We start from the raw sequence: 21,889 nt of genomic DNA, 5'->3' as shown, positions 1-21,889 counted from the left end.
ACTGTACTGCTTAAAAGGAAACATATTCAGTTGCATGTCTCCTAAAATGCAGTTGCTTTAATAGCGTCGGATGAGGCCAATCAACTTACCTTGTACGCGCACACGATCTGGACCAAAAATCCGCGTTTCATAAGCCGGGTTTGCAGCTTCAAGCGCAATTGATGCACCTTTGCGACGGAAGCGTTTCAGAGTTGCTTCTTCGTCATCGACCAGTGCAACAACAATTTCGCCTGGATTGGCCGTCTCACCGCGCTTAATGATGACGGTGTCACCATCAAAAATTCCTGCCTCGATCATCGAGTCGCCTTTGACTTCGAGCGCATAATGCTCGCCAGCACCGAGCATTTCTGGTGGCAGACTGATCGAATGTGTCTGATTCTGAATTGCTGATATCGGTACACCGGCTGCGATACGTCCCATCATCGGCACGGAAACCGTTGCTGGAGAATCATCATTTGCCGTAACAGGTGCAGGTCGTGACGGAGGAGGCGGTGGTGGCGCTTTGCCAAGGCTACCTTCGATGACGCTTGGAGCGAACTTCTTTTGTGAGTTCAGGCCCGGTGCAATGGAATCAGGTAGGCGAAGAACTTCGAGCGCACGTGCACGATTGGGAAGTCTACGAATAAAACCGCGTTCTTCCAGCGCTGTGATAAGGCGATGAATGCCCGATTTGGAAGCCAAATCGAGAGCTTCTTTCATTTCGTCAAACGACGGAGGGATGCCCGTCTCTTTAAGACGTTCATGAATGAACAGCAGAAGCTCGTGCTGTTTACGGGTCAACATGCGCCATACCCTCCGGACCAGAATCAAATAAAAACAAAACCAGAACGAACACTATATGTTCCAGTCTTGTTCCGCAATGGTTTTAAAATGATTAATGGTTGTGCGGAGGGGGCGTTCTTTACAGCATTAATATCGTACAAGCGTCACCCGTGGAGGCAGCAGGGGCATGCTCATCTCTCATCAGCAATGCCTGAGAGCGAACCAGCGCTGAAAGCATCGATGAGTCTTGAACCGGGAAGGGTGTTGCAATCAGTGTGCCGTCAGATGCCTGAGTGACAGTCGAGCGCACATAGTCGCGCCGGTGGTCATTGGCTTTCATCGCTTCACCAAGTTTGGCTGGGCGAATATCTGCATTTAACTCTGTGCCAGACAGTTTCGCGACGAGGGGGCGCAGAAAAACAAGACTGCATACGAGACTTGAAACCGGGTTACCTGGCAGCCCGATGACGTGAATAGTTTTGCCAGAAGTGGCTTTGCGTCCGTACATTAGCGGCTTACCCGGACGCATGGCGATTTTCCAAAAGTCGAGATCAACGTCGCAATTCTGCAACGCACCGTGAATGTAATCGCGGTCTCCAACGGATGCGCCACCAACCGTCACCAGAATGTCGATACCATCCGAAAAAGCGTCGCTGATTGCTGTTTCTATCTTTGCCGGATTATCAGTGATGATACCTAGATCTTCTGGCTCACCACCTGCACGGCGGACGATTTCGGCAATGCCAACACTGTTGGAAGCGACGATCTGGTCAGGGCCGGGAATTATTCCAGGCAGTACAAGTTCGTCGCCGGTAGCGAGTATCGCGACGCGCGGCTTGCAGAATACTGAAATTGTTGCATTGCCGCTCGCTGCTGCAAGCGAAAGCGCAGGCGCATCAAGAGAACGACCGATTGGCAGTACAACATCGCTGGGAGCGAAATCTAGCCCCGCACGTCGGATATGCCGCCCCTTGTCTAGTCCGTTGAGGATGGTGAGTGTTTCACCCGAGCGTTCCGTATCTTCCTGAATAACGATGCTATCGGCACCTGCGGGCATTGGTGCACCGGTGAAGATGCGTATGGCTTCACCTTGTTTGAGCTCACCATCAAAGCGTTTTCCAGCAACTGATTCGCCAATGACTGTGAATTCGAGAGGATAATTGGTGTTTGGAGGAGCAATTAGCGCATAGCCATCCATAGCCGAGCAATCAAAAGGAGGCTGTTGCAGTTTGGCCTGAACAGGTTCTGCAACGACACGTCCGCCTGCTTCAGAAAGCGAAATTGTCTCTGTACCATGCGGTCGTGCACTATTCAGAATACGCGCAAGTGCTTCATCGACTGGAAACAGGGACATCGGTTTTCCTTTCGTCTGAAAGATCAGGCTTTCCAATCGCCTGACTTGCCGCCACTTTTCGCACAAACGCGGATATCGGTAATTTCCATATGACGATCAACTGCTTTAGCCATGTCATAAATCGTCAGGCAGGTAACAGAAACGGCAGTCAGCGCTTCCATCTCAACGCCAGTACGGCCTTTGAGTTTTGCGGTTGCCGAAACGCGCAAGCCGGGCAGAGCTTGGTCGGGTTCTATTTCGACGGACACTTTGGTCAACATCAGTGGATGACAGAGCGGAATAAGATCAGCGGTCTTTTTCGCCGCCATAATGCCAGCAAGCCGCGCTGTGCCAATGACATCGCCTTTGGCTGCATTGCCTTCCAGAATGAGTGCCAGCGTTTCTGGCTTCATCCTGACTGCGCCTTCGGCGATCGCCACGCGATCCGTTTCGGCCTTGTCGCCGACATCGACCATATGGGCGGAACCTGTCTGGTCGATATGGGTCAGCTTGGCCGTCATGGCTCACACCTTGCCGGTTAGAAGTTCGCGGGTAGCGCTTGCTACGTCATCCTTGCGCATCAGGCTTTCGCCAATCAGGAATGTGCCAATATGGGATTTTTCAAGACGCAGGCAATCATCATGGGTGAAGATGCCACTCTCGCCCACCAAGAGACGGTCTGACGGCACCATTTTTGCAAGGCGCTCGGAGACGGCAAGATCGACATCAAAGGTACGCAGGTTACGATTGTTAACGCCGATGAGTCGCGACGAAAGTTTCAATGCGCGTTCCGTTTCTTCTTCGTCATGCACTTCAATCAGCGCATCCATACCAAGCTCAAAAGCGGTTTCTTCAAGCGCCTTTGCGAGATCATCATCGACGCTTGCCATAATGATCAGAATGCAATCCGCACCCCAGCTGCGGGCTTCGTAGACTTGGTAAGTATCGAAAAGAAAATCCTTGCGCAGCGCAGGCAATGAGCATGCATTGCGCGCAGCAGTCAGAAACTCCGGCGCGCCCTGAAAGGATGGCGTATCGGTCAGAACCGAAAGACAGGCAGCGCCACCATCTTCATAGGCTTTCGCCAACGCTGGAGGATCGAAATCCGGGCGGATAAGACCTTTGGATGGACTCGCCTTCTTGATCTCCGCAATGAGAGCAAACTTTTTGGCCGCACGCTTTGCTTCGAGCGCTTTGAGAAAACCGCGCGTTGCTGGCTGATCTTTGGCCAGTGCCTTTACTTCGTTGAGAGGCAGGCTTGCCTTTGCAGCAGCGATTTCTTCGCGTTTATAAGCTTCAATTTTCCGCAGAATGTCGGTGGACATAATGTGATCCTTTCCGTCAGAGCGGCTTGTCGTTTGATACAGCGATAACTTTTTGCAAAACGGCCAGCGCCGCACCGCTATCGATTGATTGCGCCGCGAGCGCAATGCCGTCTTTAAGGTCTTTTGCCTTACCGGAAATCACCAGAGCTGCACCAGAATTCAGCAGTACAATGTCACGATAGGCATTGTGAGCGCCTTCAAGCACGGCAAGCAGTGCTTTGGCATTAACTTCGGCATCGCCACCTTTGAGTTCAGACATATCGACGCGGCGAAGGCCGACGTCTTCCGGCTGAATTTCAAATGTGCGGATGGTGCCGTTTTCGAGTGCTGCAACTTTGGTGGTGCCGGACGTGGTCATTTCGTCAAGGCCGTCGCCATAGACGACCCATGCGGTTTCTGAACCCAGAGTTTTAAGAACTTCCGCTAGTGGCTCTACCCATTCTGCTGAGAAAACGCCGACGAGCTGACGCTTGACGCCAGCCGGATTGGAAAGCGGTCCAAGAAGGTTGAAGATTGTGCGGGTGCCAAGCTCGACGCGCGATGGGCCCACATGGCGCATTGCCGAATGGTGCATCGGCGCAAACATGAAGCCAAGACCAGCTTCTGTAATGCTACGCCCTATTGTATTGGCATCGGCTTCAATGTTGACGCCCAGCGCTGCCAACGCATCAGCAGCGCCAGATTTTGACGAGAGCGCGCGATTGCCGTGTTTTGCAACCGGCACGCCTGCGCCAGCAACGACGATCGCAGAGCAGGTTGAAACATTGTAGGAGCCGGACTGGTCGCCGCCGGTGCCAACAATATCGACCGCATCTTCTGATCCTGCAACAGGCAGCATGCGGGAACGCATGGAAGCAACAGCACCAGCAATCTCCGGCACTGTTTCTCCACGAACACGCAGAGCCATCAGGAAGCCACCGATCTGCGAAGGGGTGGCCTGACCTGACATCATAATGTCGAAGGCTGCTTTAGAATCCTCGAACGACAGTGGTGTGCCGGTGGCAGCCTTGGCGATATAGGGTTTTAAGTCAGCCATTCTCTTATGTCCGTCGCTTATCAGAATGCCAGTGCGTTATTGATGGCTGTCTGGTTAATCTTGACCGGGTATTGCTTCTGCAACTCACCGACCAGCTGTTCAAGCACGTCATCTGTAAGTGTTGATGCGAGATAGGTCTGCTGCTGTTCTGGAATAGCTTCCGGACCAGTGGCAGTTGGCTCGGTCACTTCAATTACTTTGAAGAGAAGCTGTCCGTCATTGGAAACAGCGCCAGCAGTGCCGGTGTGGTTAAGCGGACCACGGAATACCTGTGCGGTTGCGGCAGAGCCGAAATCTGCATCATTGGTGTTACGGGTGATGCCGCGCTTGGTCTGCTTTTCGACGCCTGCACTTGCTGCGATTGCGTCGAGCGTTTCACCGTCATCAAGACGCTTTTTCAATTCAGCCATGCGATCATTGAGACGCTTGACTGCTTCTTCGCCCTTCCATGCCGCTGTAACCTTGTCCTTGACTTCATCAAGTGTGCGATCGCGCGCGGGGGTCGTTCCGTCCACCTGATACCACAGATAACCAGAGTTTCCGAGCGTCAAAGCGTCATTGTCAAAACCCTGTTCGGCCTGAAATGCGGCGGCAAGAAGCGCTTCTGAGTTTGGCAACTCGAGTGCTTTGCCAGCTGGATCATTGCCTTCATCGTCAACAGCTTCGATCGACACAGCCTTGAGGCTCAGACCTTTGGCAACGTCTGGCATGCTGCCACCTTCGGAACGCTGCTGTTCATAGGCGTCGTGAATACCGTTAATGCTGCTGATCGCGATATTGGTCGCTACGGTGTCGCGAATTTCTTTTTCGACTTCCGAAAGCTCTTTGACGCTTGCCGGATTAACCGTCGTAACGCGCAGAATAACAGGGCCGAATGCACCCTTTACGACATCACTGACGCCACCTTCGTTGAGCGCAAATGCTGCATCTGCAATGACGGAATCAGGAAGAGCAGTCTTTTCAAAGGTGCCGAGAACGAGATCAGTTTCGCTCTTTCCCTGTTCCTTGCCAATATCGACGAAGCTGGTACCAGCTGCGATTTTTTCGTGCGCGGCCTTTGCGGCTGCTTCGTCGGCAAAGTTAAGCTGTTCGATTGTGCGGGTTTCAGTGGTGCTGAAACGGCTTTTGTTCTTTTGGTAATAGTCTTTAATTTCGTCTTGTGTGACAGCGGCCGGATCGGCAATGTCCGAAGGCTCAAGCTTCACATAGGTAATCTTGCGGTATTCCGGTGCTTTATATTCGTCTTTGTGCGCATCAAAATAAGTCTTGAGCGCTTCATCCGAAGGGGCAGGGACCGCATCAGCTTTTTCAGCCGGAATTGTAATGTAATCGGCGCTGCGGCTTTCACCCTGATATAGAGCCAATGCTTTCAGCATCGTGGCTGGCATTTTCAAACCATCGGTTGATGCTTCAACGATTTGCTGGCGACGCGCAACTTTTGCACGATTATCGAGGTAATCCTGTGGGCGGATGTTTGACTGGCGCAGAACGGCATCAAACTGGGCGCGGCTGAAATTGCCGCTTGCATCCTGAAATGATGGGTCTTCGCCGGTCAGACGCGCAATGCCGTCCTTGGAAAGGCCAAGCTGCATGTTGCGGGCCTGTTCATCCAGAACGACACCGGCTGCGAGCTGTGCCAGAACCTGCTGGTCCACACCAAGCTGCTGGGCCTGTTCACGGTTGAGCCGCTGGCGGAACTGCTGCGAAAGGCGCATCAGCTGTTGTTCATAGGCAAAACGATAGTCAGTTGTGCTGACTTTTGAACCGCCAGCACTAATGGCTGAATCAACTTCCATTTCGCCCTGAAAAGCATCCGTAATACCCCAAGCCGCAAAGCTGAGGACGAGCAGGCTAAGAAGAAGCTTAGCAACCCAGGATTTGGCGGCGTCACGCATACTGTCGAGCATTGGAAACCCTTTAAGAACAAAACAAAGCCCGGCTATCTGTAAAGATAAGCCTTGTGAGGGGATAACCTTAACAAAGGTTCCGATGCAAGTTCTCATTGTACGCAGAGCACCAAGATCGTTGCATTGCTGTGCGAATACGCTTAGTCAGTGGCAAAATTTGGCGCTGCTTGCATATTGTTGAGCGGTTTGCTGTCGTTCAAGACGAGGAGAATGACATGACTCCGGGAATCCGTCCGCTGGTTGCTGGCAACTGGAAAATGAATGGTACGGGAGAATCTCTAACCGAACTGCGCGCAATCGCGGCGGGTTTGAGTTCTGATCTTGGTCGTAAACTTGATGCAGTGATCTGCGTTCCGGCAACATTGCTTTCACGTGCAGCTGAAACGCTGGAAGGTGAAACCGTCGGTCTTGGCGGACAGGATTGTCATGCAAAAGTATCCGGCGCGCACACAGGCGATGTTTCGGCACAAATGCTCAAAGAAGCTGGTGCAAGCCATGTTATTCTTGGTCATTCAGAGCGCCGGACCGATCACCGTGAAGCCAGTGAACTGGTGCGCAGCAAAACGGAAGCCGCATGGGTAGCAGGTCTTGTTGCGATTGTCTGTGTCGGTGAAACGGCAGATGAGCGCAAGGCGGAGCGTACGCTTGATATTATCGGCGAGCAGCTCGCAGCGTCTCTTCCTGAAGGTGTTAAGGCTGAAAACACGATTGTTGCCTATGAGCCTGTATGGGCTATCGGCACAGGTTTGACGCCTACGGTTCAGGATGTTCGGACAGCCCATGCATTCATGCGTAAAAAGCTGACCGAGCGTTTTGGTGCCAATGGCGCGCATCTCCGTCTTCTCTATGGCGGTTCGGTGAAGGCGTCGAATGCAATGGAATTGCTGAGTGTCCCGGATGTTGATGGTGCTTTGGTTGGCGGCGCCAGCTTGAAAGCAACGGACTTCCTCGCCATATGCGAAACCTATCGCAATTTGTGACAAGTGATTGCGTCCTTTAATCAATATCGGGCGCGGGGCTTGGTTTATGACGCAATAGCGTGTAAAGAGCCGCTCTATCTATTTGTATCATCGCTAACCGGACGCATGTTTTAGTGCTGTCTCGGTTGAGCATAAGTCCAGAGATATAAAGACCTTAACCTATGCAGACCATAGTCATTGTCATTCATTTGTTGATCGTTTTGGCGCTTGTTGGCGTTGTGCTCATCCAGCGTTCCGAAGGCGGTGGCCTTGGTATCGGCGGTGGTTCGGGCTTTATGACGGCTCGCGGCGCGGCAAATGCGCTGACCCGTACAACAGCCATTCTCGCGATTGGCTTTTTCGCGACTTCGCTGGCTCTCGGCATCATGGCGCGTTATGGCGAAAAGCCGACCGACATTCTGAACCGTATCCCTGCCGCTGGTAGCACGCAAAATACGCCTGCTGGTGGAACTGATGCAGGCGGCGGCATCCTTAATCAGCTCGGTGGCGAATCTTCGCGCACCAACGAAGCTGAAACACCTGCTTCGGGTGAGGTTCCAGCTCCTGCACAGCCAGAAAGCACGCAGCCACAGGCTCCACAGGTTCCAAGCTCACAGTAAGATTATTAGAGCTCATAGATTTTCTAAAAGGCCGGTCTGTTTTCAGATCGGCCTTTCTATTTTGGTAATAAGCACCCAAAGTGTTGCATGCAGGCAATAGCGATCATCGAATCGTGATGTATTGACCGTTCCGATAATTGAGTAATTTTGCTGATTAACGTATTGAGTTGCAAAACCTGAACGCAATGTTGCGACAGGTATTTTCCGCTTACGTCTGGTTTCGGGAACTGATCATGTCTTCACGTTTTATTTTGATGGCTGGCATCGCAAGCCTCTGCATCGGTCTTTCAGGCCAGAGCTTTGCCGCCGGTGCTGCTGGCGCAGAAGCTGAGCTTGATGCTGCCGCGACTGCTGTTCAGCAGGTAGCTGTGGCAAGCGATACAACTGCAAAGCCTGCCAAGAAGAAAAAGAAAAGCGCTTCTAATGCAGGTGCTGCGAAGAAGGTTGGCCTTAATCGCTACAACATCGATCCACGTTATCAGGCTCAGACCGTTTCGTTCACTGGCTACGAGCCAGGAACAATCGTGATCGATCCGTCGAAATATTTCCTTTACCTCGTTGAAAGCTCGGGCAGCGCGCGCCGTTATGGTATCGCTGTTGGTAAAGTCGGTCTGGAGTTCAAAGGAACTGCTACTGTTAACGCCAAGCGCGAATGGCCACGCTGGATTCCGACCAAGGAAATGATCGAGCGCAATCCAGCGCAGTATGGTCGTTATAAAAATGGCATGGATGGCGGCCCGGGCAACCCGCTCGGTTCACGCGCCATGTATCTGTTCCAGGGCAACAAAGACACATATATCCGCATTCACGGCACGACTCAGCCATGGACAATCGGTAGCCCTGCTTCAAACGGTTGTTTCCGTATGACCAACGAAGACGTCATGGATCTTTATGACCGCGTTGGTATGGGCGCAAAAGTCGTCGTTCTCTGATTTTTTTATAAACTACCCGAAAGGCCGGGGGTTCCCCGGCCTTTTTTCGTGCGTACATAACAATTCAAGTTATATGTTATGAACAGAACGAACTTGGTGGAAGCGTCTGATTTTCTCGCATGCAATGCAGTTCGGGCGTGATTTTGATGGAAAAAACATTGATTCCCATTTTTTTAGTGGCGGAATCAATCAGAAGGGTCTAACGACATAAGCCCATGGCGCGATATGTATTCATCACAGGCGGCGTGGTTTCTTCCCTTGGAAAAGGCATTGCCGCAGCAGCATTGGCTGCACTCCTTCAGGCACGTGGTTACCGCGTGCGTATCCGTAAACTCGACCCTTATCTGAACGTCGACCCCGGCACGATGTCGCCTTACCAGCATGGTGAGGTGTTCGTCACTGACGATGGTGCCGAAACAGACCTTGATCTGGGCCATTACGAGCGGTTCACCGGTCGTCCTGCCAATCAGCGGGATAATATTACGACGGGTCGTATATACCGCAACATCATCGAAAAAGAACGCCGCGGCGATTATCTCGGTGCGACGGTACAGGTCATTCCTCACGTTACGGATGAAATCAAAAACTTCATCCTTGAAGGCAATGACGACTATGATTTCGTGTTGTGCGAAATCGGCGGTACGGTTGGCGATATCGAAGCTATGCCGTTCCTCGAAGCGATTCGTCAGCTCGGCAACGAACTGCCACGCAACAGCGCGGTCTATATCCATTTGACATTGATGCCGTATATTCCTGCGGCAGGTGAACTTAAGACCAAGCCAACACAGCATTCGGTTAAAGAACTGCGCTCAATTGGTATTGCTCCGGATATTCTTCTGGTGCGTGCGGATCGCGAAATTCCGGCTTCTGAACGCCGCAAGCTGTCGCTGTTCTGCAATGTGCGTGAAAGCGCGGTTATTCAGGCGCTCGACGTTTCGACCATTTATGATGTGCCGATTGCCTATCATAAGGAAGGTCTCGACAACGAAGTGCTTGCAGCATTCGGCATTGAGCCTGCACCAAAGCCGCGCATGGAGCGTTGGGAAGGCATTTCTAACCTTCTTCATAATCCTGAAGGCGAAGTTACGATTGCCGTTGTCGGCAAATATACGGAGCTGAAAGATGCGTATAAGTCGCTGATTGAAGCCCTTCAGCATGGCGGCATCGCCAACAAGGTGAAGGTCAATCTCGACTGGATCGAAGCGGAAGTCTTTGAAAGTGAAGATCCGTCACCATATCTCGAAAAGGTCCACGGCATTCTGGTGCCGGGTGGCTTTGGTGAGCGTGGCGCGGAAGGCAAGATTCTTGCGGCCAAGTTCGCACGTGAACACAAGGTGCCTTATTTCGGTATTTGCTTTGGTATGCAGATGGCATGTCTTGAAGCGGCGCGTAATCTCGCTGGTATTGAGAATGCATCTTCGACCGAGTTTGGTCCGACCAAGGAACCAGTTGTTGGTCTGATGACTGAGTGGCTTAAGGGCAATATGCTCGAAAAGCGCACGAAGTCGGGTGATCTCGGTGGCACTATGCGTCTCGGCGCATATGATTCCACGCTAAAGGCTGGAACGCGTATTGCCGACATTTACGGTTCGACTGAGATTTCCGAACGTCATCGTCACCGTTATGAGGTGAATGTTGACTATAAGGATCGCCTTGAAGAAAGCGGCCTGATCTTCTCAGGCATGTCGCCTGATGGTGTCCTGCCGGAAACAGTCGAATATGCCGATCATCCTTGGTTCATCGGCGTTCAGTACCACCCGGAATTGAAATCACGCCCATTTGAACCGCACCCACTCTTCGCCTCCTTCATCGCTGCTGCGATGGAGCAGGGCAGACTGGTTTAAAGCTCTTACGCGCCCTTCTGGGGCGCGTTTTACTTTACGCGAGATACGCCTTTGTTTTTCGCATGTCTTTATCCAAAAACCGGATCCCACTTTTTGGAGACATGCTTGTTGGGGCGCGTTTCATTTGTGCGCCTTGTTTTCGTTCAATTCGCACGCCAGATAAGGTGCCTCTCAGGCACTTGTAATATTTAAAGGTTCCAAATCATGACGACGGCCAATCCTGCTGTAAAAATCGGCAATGTAACGTTCTCCAACACTGCACCGCTGGCATTGATTGCCGGGCCTTGTCAGATGGAAACGCGTGAACATGCTTTTGAGATGGCTGGCCGTCTGGTTGAAATCACCAGCAAGCTTGGCGTTGGCCTCGTTTACAAATCGAGCTTTGACAAAGCCAACCGCACGTCGCTGAGCGCACAACGCGGCATTGGTCTGGAAAAGGCATTGGAGGTCTTTTCGGACCTTAAGAAAGAATACGGCTTTCCGGTGCTGACAGACATTCACAATGAACATCAGTGTGCGGAAGTTGCTGAAGTTGTCGATGTTCTGCAAATCCCGGCATTTCTTTGCCGTCAGACTGATCTTCTGGTTGCGGCAGCCAAGACTGGCCGCGCGATCAACGTGAAGAAGGGCCAGTTTCTGGCACCTTGGGATATGAAGAACGTGCTGGCGAAGATCACCGAAAATGGCAATCCAAATGTCATGGCTACCGAGCGCGGTGCATCCTTTGGCTACAATACGCTGGTGTCCGACATGCGTTCGCTGCCGATCATGGCTGGTTTTGGCTCGCCAGTGATTTTTGATGCGACTCACTCTGTGCAGCAGCCGGGCGGGCAGGGTGGCTCTTCAGGTGGTCAGCGTGAGTTTGTTGAAACGCTTGCAAGCGCTGCTGTGGCTGTTGGTGTGGCTGGTGTGTTCATTGAAACCCATCAGGATCCTGACAATGCACCGTCCGATGGCCCGAACATGGTGCCTATCGATAAAATGCCTGCACTGCTTGAGAAGCTCATGGCATTCGACAAGATTGCTAAATCGATTTAAAATTCATCAAGAATTCACAGGCGGGGGATTTTCCTCCGCCTTAAATGTCTGTAATGAAGACCTGAAATTGAATTTCTTCAATGTGCCTTGCAACAAAGCGGGGCTATCTACAGGGAAGGACTTGCCCCTATGACTGCAATCATCGACATCGTTGGTCGCGAAATTCTCGACAGCCGCGGTAATCCAACCGTCGAAGTCGACGTTTACCTTGAAGACGGCTCTTTTGGCCGCGCCGCTGTGCCATCGGGCGCATCGACTGGCGCGCATGAAGCTGTAGAGCTTCGCGACGGCGGCAGCCGCTATCTCGGCAAGGGCGTTGAAAAGGCTGTTGAAGCAGTCAATGGCAAGATTTTTGATGCAATCGCTGGTCTTGATGCTGAAAATCAGCTGCTCATCGATCAGACACTCATCGAACTTGATGGCACACCAAACAAGGGCAACCTTGGTGCAAACGCAATTCTCGGCGTTTCGCTTGCTGTTGCCAAGGCTGCGGCACAGGCTGCTGGCCTGCCACTTTACCGCTATGTTGGCGGTGCGAATGCCCATGTTCTGCCAGTTCCAATGATGAACATCATCAATGGCGGCGCACATGCTGACAATCCAATCGATTTTCAGGAATTCATGATCATTCCTGTCGGCGCTCCGTCGTTCCGCGAAGCTGTTCGTTATGGTGCGGAAGTTTTCCACACACTGAAGAAGCGTTTGAAAGATGCTGGCCACAACACCAATGTTGGTGACGAAGGTGGCTTTGCGCCGAACCTGCTCAGTGCAGAAGCAGCGCTCGATTTCGTTGTTGAATCGATCGAAAAAGCTGGCTTCAAGCCAGGCGTAGACATCGCAATCGGTCTTGATTGCGCGGCAACTGAATTCTTCAAGGACGGTAACTACGTCTATGAAGGCGAAAACAAGACTCGCGATCCAAAAGCGCAGGCTGAGTATCTCGCAAAGCTTGCTGCTGATTACCCAATCGTTTCGATTGAAGACGGTATGGCTGAAGACGACTGGGAAGGCTGGAAATACCTGACCGACCTGATCGGTGACAAGTGCCAGCTCGTTGGTGACGATCTGTTCGTGACTAACTCGGCACGCCTGCGCGATGGCATCAAGATGGGCGTTGCCAACTCGATCCTCGTCAAGGTTAACCAGATCGGCTCGCTCAGCGAAACTCTGGACGCTGTCGAAACCGCTCACAAGGCAGGTTACACCTCTGTCATGTCGCACCGTTCGGGCGAAACTGAAGACTCGACCATTGCAGATCTCGCAGTCGCAACCAATTGCGGACAGATCAAGACCGGTTCGCTGGCGCGCTCGGACCGTACTGCAAAGTACAACCAGCTCATCCGCATCGAAGAAGAACTTGGCAAGCAGGCTCGCTATGCAGGCCGCAGCGCTCTGAAGTTCCTCTAAGACCTCTTAGTGGTTAGTTAAATGAAAGACGGCGGCTCAAAGGCCGCCGTTTTTTATTGCTTTCATGCTTCCTCTTTGTGAAGCATCATAATCACAACGGCCATCATGCTCGGTAGAGCATATAATAGCGCCCCTAGTTGGGTATTGAGCGGATTTTCCTTGGCTTGCCACGCCATGAACCAATCACCTGCAACGACCATGAAGCCAAGCCCCCAGACTGCGATAGCGCACAGGCCTCCGAGCATCGCCCATGCTTTGCCGTTTGCGAAAGCGGTGTAGTCTTTTCCAATGTTTGTGATCATCTTGATAACGCCGATTGTGGCGAGGATACCTGCCAGTGTTTCCATCGCTGTGATTCCAGCAAGTCCGACGTAAGGGGCCCAACTTGCTGTAATAGCGCGCCAGGTTAAAGCCGGGTTTCCGTATGTGTCAGTCATTGACAAAAGCGGTGAGACCGCATGTTGAGCAGTGCCTGAGAAATCGGCAGTATTATTCAACAAACTGAATAAACCCCATAAAGTAGGGAATAATGCCATAACAATGCATGCTATTCTTTTTACTATTTTCTCATTCATAATTTATGGACCTATGTAGTTATTATAAATATTCCATTTTTACTGAATTATTGTTGATTTTTATTTAAAATATAAGTTGGCCATTTTGAATATTGGTGAGAGTCTGATGCGCTATTGCTTTCGCTCGCTCGCAACCTATTTCTAATTTCCTGAGCTCAGGCGAATAATAAGAAAAATATCATCACTTGGTGGAGGGCAAACAATTGGGAGAGAAAAATGGCTTACATAGAAGGATTTGTTTTAGCTGTTCCGAAGGCCAATAAAGACGTTTATCGGCAACATGCCGCTAAAGCTGCGGAATTGTTCAAAGAGTTTGGCGTAACGCGTATGGTCGAAGCCTGGGGCGATGACGTGCCCGATGGCAAGGTCACGGACTTTCGTCGTGCGGTTCAGGCCAAAGACGATGAAGAGGTGGTCTTCTCGTGGTTTGAATATCCCGACAAAGCAACGCGTGATGCAGCCAATGAGAAAATGATGAGCGATCCACGCATGAAGCACATGGGTGAAACCATGCCTTTTGACGGTAAACGCATGATTATGGGCGGTTTTTCAACGATTGTTGATGTGTAGCTTGCCCAGTATTTATTGATGGGATGGCGGCTCTTGTCGCCATTCCTATCTCACGCTGAGCCAAGGGCTTCAAAAAAACTGACGCTGGCCCCTCTGTCATCGCGTTGCGGTAAAGCTCTGTTAAGCAGAATTATGTTTTATGGTGGAAATCGGATTGACGGCTTCAAATTAGTATCGAAGCCCTCGTGAGTGTCCGGGAAGGAAGCCGAAATGTGGACCAAGCAGAAACGTAAATCTATTCGTGGCCGTTTTGTGCTGCCTGTTTTGACAGCTGCGTTTCTGAGCTATTTTGGTTTTCACGCCTATCATGGCGAATTTGGTCTTTATTCGCGTCTCCAGCTGGAACAGCAGAAAAGCCTGCTGACCGAACAGCTTGCACAAGTGACTGCCGACAGAGCTGCACTTGAGAAGCGAGTCACGCTTCTGCGCGATGGTTCGATTGAAAAGGACATGCTTGACGAGCAGGCTCGCAGAGCGCTTAATCTCTCCCATTCCGATGAAATGACAATAATCATTTCTCGCGAAGATCGGTCTAATTAACCAAATTCAGGTTAATTGTCTTTTTGTGATATGTTTTTAAAGGCTTGGCGGCATAGCAGCTATGCTTTGCGTGCATATTGTATCTTGTAAATTGCCCGTATAACGTCACAATAGAACGACAATCGTAGAGCGCCGCGCGTCCTTCGTGTGCGTGAAAGGTGCTCTGATAATTTGAATCGTCGCATGTTGCTTTCAAAATCACCTCTGATTTTGGGTTTATGCTATAGGGAGCGAGATATGGCACCGAGGGCTAATAAGGCGCCTGCTGGAAAAACGCAGACGTCTTCTGTCACCACCCCCAAGACGCCAGCGCCTGCAAAGTTTAATAAAGAGCAGGAACTGAGTGCTTACCGTGAAATGCTTTTGATCCGCCGTTTCGAAGAAAAGGCCGGACAGCTTTACGGTATGGGTTTCATCGGTGGCTTCTGTCACCTTTATATCGGTCAAGAAGCCGTTGTCGTCGGTATGCAGACAGCGCTCAAGGAAGGTGATCAGATCATCACCTCCTATCGTGACCATGGTCACATGCTGGCAACCGGCATGGAAGCACGTGGCGTTATGGCCGAGCTGACCGGCCGCCGTGGAGGTTACTCCAAGGGCAAGGGCGGCTCCATGCACATGTTCTCGAAGGAAAAGGGCTTTTACGGCGGTCATGGTATCGTCGGCGCTCAGGTTCCTCTTGGCACTGGTCTTGCCTTTGCAAACAAGTATCGCGGCAATGATAATATCTCTGTTACCTATTTCGGCGATGGCGCTGCCAATCAGGGCCAGGTCTATGAAGCCTTCAACATGGCGTCGCTATGGAAGCTGCCGGTGATCTATGTGATCGAAAACAACCGCTATGCAATGGGTACATCGGTTTCGCGTTCTTCCGCTGAAACAGATTTCTCCAAGCGCGGCGTTTCGTTCAACGTACCGGGCATCAAGGTCGACGGCATGGATGTTCGTGCTGTAGCGGCTGCTGCTGAATTTGCTGCCGATTGGGCGCGTTCGGGTAAGGGTCCATTGATTCTTGAAATGGAAACCTATCGCTATCGGGGACACTCCATGTCCGATCCTGCGAAGTATCGCTCGAAGGACGAAGTGCAAAAAATGCGCTCCGAGCACGACCCGATTGAGCAGGTCAAACTGCGCTTGATCGAAAATAACTGGGCCACTGAAGAAGAGCTGAAAGAAATCGACAAGGAAGTTCGCGACATCGTCGCTGATTCTGCCGAATTCGCTCAAAACGATCCTGAGCCGGATGTTTCCGAGCTTTACACGGATATTCTGCTCTAATTCAGGAAAGGTATTGTCATGCCCGTAGAAATTCTCATGCCTGCCCTTTCCCCGACGATGGAAGAAGGCAAACTGTCCAAGTGGCTTAAAAAAGAAGGCGACAAGGTTACGTCCGGTGACGTGATCGCTGAAATCGAAACCGATAAGGCGACGATGGAAGTTGAAGCCGTCGATGAAGGCACAATCGGCAAACTTTTGATCGAAGAAGGTTCGGAAGGCGTAAAAGTGAATACGCCAATCGCAATCCTGCTCGGTGACGGCGAAAGCGCGTCTGACATCGGTTCAGCTACTGCTGCAAAAGCAGAAGCACCGAAAGAAGAAGCGAAAGAAGCGCCAAAGGCTGAAGAAAAGAAGGCCGACAGCGTGCCTGCTGCTCCGAAAGTTGAAGTCGCTTCCGATCCAGACATTCCAGCCGGTACAGAAATGGTTTCGATGACTGTGCGTGAAGCACTGCGCGACGCTATGGCTGAAGAAATGCGTCGCGACGACAATGTCTTCATCATGGGTGAAGAAGTTGCCGAATATCAGGGCGCTTACAAGATCACGCAGGGTCTTTTGGATGAATTCGGCCCGCGCCGCGTTGTCGACACCCCGATCACCGAGCATGGCTTTGCTGGTGTTGGTGTTGGTGCCGCTATGGCTGGTCTTAAGCCAATCGTCGAATTCATGACCTTCAACTTCGCCATGCAGGCGATTGACCAGATTATCAATTCGGCTGCGAAGACGCTTTATATGTCGGGTGGCCAGATGGGTGCGCCGATGGTGTTCCGTGGTCCTTCGGGCGCTGCTGCTCGCGTTGCTGCTCAGCACTCCCAGTGCTATGCCGCATGGTACAGCCAGATCCCTGGCCTCAAGGTGGTCATGCCTTACTCGGCTGCTGATGCGAAGGGTCTTCTCAAGGCTGCTATCCGCGATCCAAATCCGGTCATCTTCCTTGAAAACGAAATTCTCTATGGTCATCATTTCGATGTGCCGAAGCTTGACGATTTCGTTCTGCCAATCGGCAAGGCCCGCATTCACAAGCAGGGCAAGGACGCGACCATCGTTTCGTTCGGTATCGGCATGACCTATGCGGTCAAGGCTGCGGAAGAACTTGCTGCACAGGGCATTGATGTTGAAATCATCGATCTGCGCACCATCCGTCCAATGGATATTCCAACGGTCGTTGAATCGGTCAAGAAGACCGGTCGTCTCGTGACCGTTGAAGAAGGCTACCCACAGTCTTCCGTTGGTACTGAAATTGCTACCCGCGTCATGCAGCAGGCTTTCGATTATCTCGATGCGCCGATCCTGACGATCGCTGGCAAGGACGTTCCGATGCCATATGCGGCCAACCTCGAAAAGCTGGCTCTGCCGACTGTAGCTGAAGTGGTGGAAGCGGTGAAAGCCGTGACCTACACCGCCTGAGGAGGTACTGGACATGCCGATTAAAATCACCATGCCAGCACTTTCACCAACCATGGAAGAAGGCAATCTTTCCAAGTGGCTGGTTAAAGAAGGCGACAAGGTTACGTCCGGCGATGTGATCGCTGAGATCGAAACTGACAAAGCGACGATGGAAGTCGAAGCTGTCGATGAAGGTGTTGTTGCCAAGCTGGTCGTTCCTGCCGGGACCGAAGGCGTGAAGGTCAACGCGCTGATTGCAATCCTCGCCGAAGACGGCGAGGATGTTGCAGAAGCAGCCAAAGGCGGCGATGCCGCTCCTGCATCAAAGGCGGAAGCTAAGGCTGAAACGCCTAAGGAAGAGCCAAAGAAGGAAGCTGCACCCGCAGCAGCCCCGGCTCCTGCAAAAGCTGAAGCCCCAGCGGCTGCTCCTGCTATTAATAGTGGCGCCGAAAACAAGGGAGATCGCGTTTTCGCATCGCCGCTTGCTCGTCGTATCGCAAAGGATGCAGGCGTTGATGTTTCCGCTGTTAAAGGCACTGGTCCTCATGGCCGTGTTGTTCAGCGTGACGTTGAAGCTGCAATCAAGTCGGGCGGCACAAAAGCTGCATCTGCTGCACCACAGGCAGCTGCATCGGCTCCAAAACCTCAGTCGGATGATGCCATTCTCAAGCTCTTTGAAGAAGGCACATACGAAATCGTTCCTCACGACGGTATGCGCAAGACCATTGCCCGCCGTCTGGTTGAATCGAAGCAGACTGTTCCGCATTTCTATCTGACGATCGATTGCGAACTCGATGCGCTTCTGGCTTTGCGCTCGCAGATCAATTCGGCTGCACCACTGGCAAAGACAGAGAAGGGCGAGGTTCCGGCCTACAAGCTTTCTGTCAACGATCTGGTGATCAAGGCTGTGGCTCTTGCGCTGCGTGACATTCCTGAAGCCAATGTCTCCTGGACTGAAGGCGGCATGATCAAGCATAAGCGTGCGGATGTCGGCGTTGCTGTGTCGATCCCCGGCGGTCTGATTACGCCAATCGTGCGTCAGTCGGAATCCAAAACGCTGTCCGCCATCTCCAATGAGATGAAGGACCTTGCCAAGCGTGCGCGTGATCGCAAGCTGAAGCCTGATGAATATCAGGGTGGTTCGACCTCTGTGTCCAACCTCGGCATGTTCGGCGTGAAGGACTTTGCTGCGATCATCAACCCGCCACATGCGACGATCTTCGCAATTGGTGCGGGTGAACAGCGCGCGGTGGTCAAGAACGGTGAAGTGAAGGTTGCGACAGTAATGTCTGTCACGCTTTCCACCGATCACCGTGCGGTCGATGGTGCGCTGGCTGCTGAACTTGCACAGGCCTTCAAGCGTCACATCGAAAACCCGATGGGTATGCTAGTCTGATATGGTTATACGCCGCGTGTGGACAACACATGCGGCGTTTCCTATTTGTAAGCCGACAGAAAGTCGGCAATTCGGGAATGCGCGCCGCAAGAAACTGCGTAAGATGCCGTTTCCCGTATTTGCGATGTTTTAAGGGCAGGAAACTATGGCCGACATCTACGACGTTATTATCATCGGATCGGGACCGGGCGGTTATGTCACCGCTATCCGCGCAGCGCAGCTTGGCCTCAAGACTGCGATTGTCGAGCGTGAGCATCTGGGTGGCATTTGTCTCAACTGGGGCTGCATTCCGACTAAAGCGCTGTTGCGTTCTGCGGAAGTCCTGCATCTCGGCGAACATGCCAAGGATTACGGCCTCAAGCTTGAAGGCTCGATCAGTGCTGATGTGGATGCGGTTGTTGCGCGTTCGCGTGGTGTGTCGGCACGGCTAAATGGCGGCGTTGCCTACCTGATGAAGAAGAACAAGATCGACGTGATCTGGGGCGAAGCCAAGCTCGTTAAGGGCGCTTCCGGCAATACGCCTGCGGAGATTTCTGTCGGTAAATCGTCGAAGCAGCCAATGCTGCCGCAAAATCCCGTGCCGAAGGGTGTTCTGGGTGAGGGCAACTACAAGGCCAAGCATGTGATCGTTGCGACCGGCGCACGTCCGCGTTCGCTGCCGGGCATTGAGCCGGATGGCAAGCTGATCTGGACCTACTTCGAAGCCATGGTTCCACAGGCGCTTCCAAAGTCGATGGTTGTCATGGGCTCCGGTGCTATCGGTATTGAATTTGCATCCTTCTACAATGCCATGGGCGTTGACGTGACGGTTGTTGAGCTGATGCCAAACATCATGCCGGTTGAAGATGTGGAAATTTCCACTTTCGCCCGCAAGCGTCTGGAAAAGCTCGGCCTCAAGATCATCACCGAAGCCAAGGTTACGAAGGTTGAGAAGGGCGCAGACTCTGTCACTGCTCATATCGAAACCAAGGACGGCAAGGTTGAAAAGCTAACCGTTGATCGTCTTATTTCGGCTGTTGGCGTTCAGGGCAACATCGAAAACCTCGGTCTTGAAGCGCTCGGTGTGAAGACTGATCGTGGTTGCGTTGTGATCGACGGCTATGGGAAGACCAATGTCGAAGGCATTTACGCCATTGGCGACGTTGCCGGTCCCCCAATGCTAGCTCATAAGGCCGAGCATGAAGGCACGATCTGCGTCGAAAAGATTGCCGGTCTGCCGAATGTCCATTCGCTCGATAAGCTCATGATCCCGGGCTGCACCTATTGCAATCCGCAAGTTGCGTCCGTTGGTTTGACTGAAGCTAAGGCGAAGGAACAGGGCTTTGACATTCGTGTCGGTCGTTATTCCTTCTCGGCAAACGGTAAGGCTATTGCGCTTGGTGAAGATCAGGGTCTTGTCAAAACGATCTTTGACAAGAAGACCGGACAGCTGCTCGGCGCACACATGGTTGGCGCGGAAGTCACCGAGCTTATTCAGGGCTTCGTCGTTGCGATGAATCTTGAAACGACTGAAGAAGAGCTGATGCATTCGGTCTTCCCGCATCCGACCCTTTCCGAAATGATGAAGGAAAGTGTTCTGGATGCCTATGGTCGTGTGCTGAACGCATAACAAAGAGGTAGTCACATTCCGCTGATCGATAATGGAGGGCCATGGCGGCGCGCCGCATGGCCCATGATTAAATGGTGTACCGTTAGCGGTCTTGCGCTCGGCTTTATGGCCGGAAGCTTGAGCCTGATCGGCGGAAACACCATATCGATCAATGGAATGGCGATTGCTGGTTGGTATGGCGTCTGGACATTGGTTTTTGCCCTTGGATTTGGCGGGCTATTGTTTGGCCTTATCTGGGCACTGGTTTTCAGGGCATTAGGAATAGCGGCGAGACGGTAAGCCGCAGCATATTGACGTTGTCTTTGGGCGTGCCAAGTTGACAGAGTACAGGCCAAAGACTACGAACCGGACCCAATTTAGAAGTGTTTCAAGTTCGTGAAAACTTCGGATAGGCAGGAAACAGCATGGTTACAGTTCTCGACACGGTGAACCAGAGACGTCTTCGTCATCCGGAGAAGGCACATCGTCCGGACAATGAAATCCTGAAAAAGCCGGATTGGATCCGCGTCAAGGCTCCCGTTTCGCGTGGCTATAATGAAACGCGTGAGATCGTCCGCTCGAACAAGCTCGTTACCGTTTGCGAAGAAGCTGGCTGCCCGAACATTGGCGAGTGCTGGGAAAAGAAGCACGCGACATTCATGATCATGGGTGAAATCTGCACCCGTGCCTGTGCGTTCTGTAATGTTTCGACCGGTATTCCGAAAGCTCTGGATCCGAATGAACCGGAAAGTGTTGCACGCGCAATCAAGCAGATGGGCCTGACCCACGTCGTTATTACATCCGTTGACCGCGATGATTTGGCCGATGGCGGCGCGCAGCATTTTGCCGACGTTATTCGTGCAATCCGTGCTGCAACACCAAAGACAACGATTGAAATTCTCACGCCAGATTTTCTTCGCAAGGAAGGCGCGCTTGAGATCGTTGTTAAGGCACGTCCTGATGTGTTCAATCACAATCTGGAAACAGTTCCGTCCAAGTACCTCAAGGTTCGTCCGGGCGCGCGCTATTTCCATTCGATCCGCTTACTGCAGCGCGTGAAGGAACTCGATCCGACAATTTTCACAAAATCCGGCATCATGGTTGGCCTTGGTGAAGAGCGGAATGAAATCTTGCAGTTGATGGACGATCTTCGTTCTGCGGATGTGGATTTCATGACCATCGGCCAGTACCTCCAGCCAACCCGTAAGCACCATCCGGTCATCCGTTTCGTTACCCCAGACGAATTTAAGTCTTTCGAGACGATTGGTCGGACCAAAGGCTTTGCGCTCGTTGCGTCCAGCCCGCTGACGCGTTCATCGCACCATGCCGGTGACGATTTCGCAAAGCTCAAGGCCGCTCGCGAAGCGCAGATTGCAGCGCAGGCTTAAATTCG

General features: G+C 52.1%; 21 protein-coding genes. 14 read left to right on the top strand and 7 right to left on the bottom strand.

Annotated features, from left to right (window positions below; translation table 11 throughout):
• Nucleotides 1–57: 57 nt before the first annotated feature.
• The 6 genes from lexA to RI570_RS01055 form a co-directional block, all read right to left on the bottom strand.
• Nucleotides 58–783, bottom strand: a complete 726-nt coding sequence (lexA, locus tag RI570_RS01080; protein WP_313826571.1) for a transcriptional repressor LexA — start codon at nt 781–783, stop codon at nt 58–60.
• 118 nt (nt 784–901) lie between these two features.
• Nucleotides 902–2,116: a gephyrin-like molybdotransferase Glp gene (gene glp / locus RI570_RS01075; RefSeq protein ID WP_313826570.1), complete on the bottom strand. Its 1,215-nt coding sequence runs from the start codon at nt 2,114–2,116 to the stop codon at nt 902–904.
• 23 nt (nt 2,117–2,139) lie between these two features.
• Nucleotides 2,140–2,616, bottom strand: coding sequence for a cyclic pyranopterin monophosphate synthase MoaC (gene moaC / locus RI570_RS01070; protein ID WP_313826569.1), 477 nt, complete (start codon nt 2,614–2,616; stop codon nt 2,140–2,142).
• A 3-nt stretch (nt 2,617–2,619) separates the two neighbouring features.
• Entirely contained in the window at nt 2,620–3,420 is an 801-nt protein-coding gene (trpC, locus tag RI570_RS01065; RefSeq protein WP_313826568.1) for an indole-3-glycerol phosphate synthase TrpC, read from the bottom strand.
• A gap of 16 nt (nt 3,421–3,436) precedes the next feature.
• Nucleotides 3,437–4,456, bottom strand: coding sequence for an anthranilate phosphoribosyltransferase (gene trpD, locus RI570_RS01060; protein ID WP_313826567.1), 1,020 nt, complete (start codon nt 4,454–4,456; stop codon nt 3,437–3,439).
• Nucleotides 4,457–4,476: 20 nt separating this feature from the next.
• Nucleotides 4,477–6,363: a peptidyl-prolyl cis-trans isomerase gene (locus tag RI570_RS01055; RefSeq protein ID WP_313826566.1), complete on the bottom strand. Its 1,887-nt coding sequence runs from the start codon at nt 6,361–6,363 to the stop codon at nt 4,477–4,479.
• Between the two features lie 215 nt (nt 6,364–6,578).
• On the opposite strand from RI570_RS01055, the gene tpiA reads away from it, so the two are divergent.
• From tpiA to eno, 6 genes are all read left to right on the top strand, one after another.
• Nucleotides 6,579–7,343, top strand: a complete 765-nt coding sequence (gene tpiA, locus RI570_RS01050) for a triose-phosphate isomerase (RefSeq protein ID WP_313826565.1) — start codon at nt 6,579–6,581, stop codon at nt 7,341–7,343.
• 161 nt (nt 7,344–7,504) lie between these two features.
• Nucleotides 7,505–7,942, top strand: coding sequence for a preprotein translocase subunit SecG (gene secG / locus RI570_RS01045; protein ID WP_313826564.1), 438 nt, complete (start codon nt 7,505–7,507; stop codon nt 7,940–7,942).
• A gap of 233 nt (nt 7,943–8,175) precedes the next feature.
• Nucleotides 8,176–8,874: a L,D-transpeptidase gene (locus RI570_RS01040; protein ID WP_310010031.1), complete on the top strand. Its 699-nt coding sequence runs from the start codon at nt 8,176–8,178 to the stop codon at nt 8,872–8,874.
• Nucleotides 8,875–9,089: 215 nt separating this feature from the next.
• Nucleotides 9,090–10,718 (top strand): CTP synthase, encoded by a 1,629-nt coding sequence (locus tag RI570_RS01035; RefSeq protein ID WP_313826563.1) that lies wholly within the window; start codon nt 9,090–9,092, stop codon nt 10,716–10,718.
• Between the two features lie 204 nt (nt 10,719–10,922).
• Entirely contained in the window at nt 10,923–11,756 is an 834-nt protein-coding gene (gene kdsA, locus RI570_RS01030; RefSeq protein WP_313826562.1) for a 3-deoxy-8-phosphooctulonate synthase, read from the top strand.
• 129 nt (nt 11,757–11,885) lie between these two features.
• The gene (gene eno / locus RI570_RS01025; RefSeq protein ID WP_250040859.1) at nt 11,886–13,163 is read left to right on the top strand and encodes a phosphopyruvate hydratase; all 1,278 of its coding nucleotides are present in this window, start codon (nt 11,886–11,888) and stop codon (nt 13,161–13,163) included.
• Between the two features lie 62 nt (nt 13,164–13,225).
• On the opposite strand, the gene RI570_RS01020 is transcribed toward eno, so the two are convergent.
• Entirely contained in the window at nt 13,226–13,738 is a 513-nt protein-coding gene (locus RI570_RS01020; RefSeq protein ID WP_313826561.1) for a DUF2165 family protein, read from the bottom strand.
• Between the two features lie 216 nt (nt 13,739–13,954).
• On the opposite strand from RI570_RS01020, the gene RI570_RS01015 reads away from it, so the two are divergent.
• The 8 genes from RI570_RS01015 to lipA all read left to right on the top strand — a co-directional run bounded on the left by RI570_RS01015 (nt 13,955) and on the right by lipA (nt 21,884).
• Complete coding sequence (locus tag RI570_RS01015) at nt 13,955–14,308, top strand: DUF1428 family protein (protein ID WP_313826560.1); 354 nt, start codon at nt 13,955–13,957, stop codon at nt 14,306–14,308.
• A gap of 210 nt (nt 14,309–14,518) precedes the next feature.
• Nucleotides 14,519–14,848 (top strand): FtsB family cell division protein, encoded by a 330-nt coding sequence (locus tag RI570_RS01010; protein WP_250039786.1) that lies wholly within the window; start codon nt 14,519–14,521, stop codon nt 14,846–14,848.
• 237 nt (nt 14,849–15,085) lie between these two features.
• The gene (pdhA, locus tag RI570_RS01005; RefSeq protein ID WP_313826559.1) at nt 15,086–16,126 is read left to right on the top strand and encodes a pyruvate dehydrogenase (acetyl-transferring) E1 component subunit alpha; all 1,041 of its coding nucleotides are present in this window, start codon (nt 15,086–15,088) and stop codon (nt 16,124–16,126) included.
• An 18-nt stretch (nt 16,127–16,144) separates the two neighbouring features.
• On the top strand, nt 16,145–17,533 hold the full coding sequence (locus RI570_RS01000; protein WP_313826558.1) for a pyruvate dehydrogenase complex E1 component subunit beta: 1,389 nt from the start codon (nt 16,145–16,147) through the stop codon (nt 17,531–17,533).
• Between the two features lie 13 nt (nt 17,534–17,546).
• Nucleotides 17,547–18,908 carry a pyruvate dehydrogenase complex dihydrolipoamide acetyltransferase gene (locus tag RI570_RS00995; protein WP_313826557.1) on the top strand — a complete coding sequence of 454 codons (1,362 nt, stop codon included), beginning with the start codon at nt 17,547–17,549 and terminating at the stop codon, nt 18,906–18,908.
• Nucleotides 18,909–19,053: 145 nt separating this feature from the next.
• The gene (gene lpdA / locus RI570_RS00990) at nt 19,054–20,517 is read left to right on the top strand and encodes a dihydrolipoyl dehydrogenase (protein WP_313826556.1); all 1,464 of its coding nucleotides are present in this window, start codon (nt 19,054–19,056) and stop codon (nt 20,515–20,517) included.
• A 63-nt stretch (nt 20,518–20,580) separates the two neighbouring features.
• Complete coding sequence (locus RI570_RS00985) at nt 20,581–20,796, top strand: hypothetical protein (protein ID WP_313828637.1); 216 nt, start codon at nt 20,581–20,583, stop codon at nt 20,794–20,796.
• A gap of 125 nt (nt 20,797–20,921) precedes the next feature.
• Nucleotides 20,922–21,884, top strand: coding sequence for a lipoyl synthase (lipA, locus tag RI570_RS00980; RefSeq protein ID WP_313826555.1), 963 nt, complete (start codon nt 20,922–20,924; stop codon nt 21,882–21,884).
• The last annotated feature ends 5 nt before the right edge of the window (nt 21,885–21,889 follow it).

The organism is Brucella pseudogrignonensis, assembly GCF_032190615.1.
Taxonomy (GTDB): domain Bacteria; phylum Pseudomonadota; class Alphaproteobacteria; order Rhizobiales; family Rhizobiaceae; genus Brucella; species Brucella pseudogrignonensis_B.
Note: the sequence above shows the minus strand (reverse complement) of the source record. Positions and strands in the feature narration are given on the sequence as shown.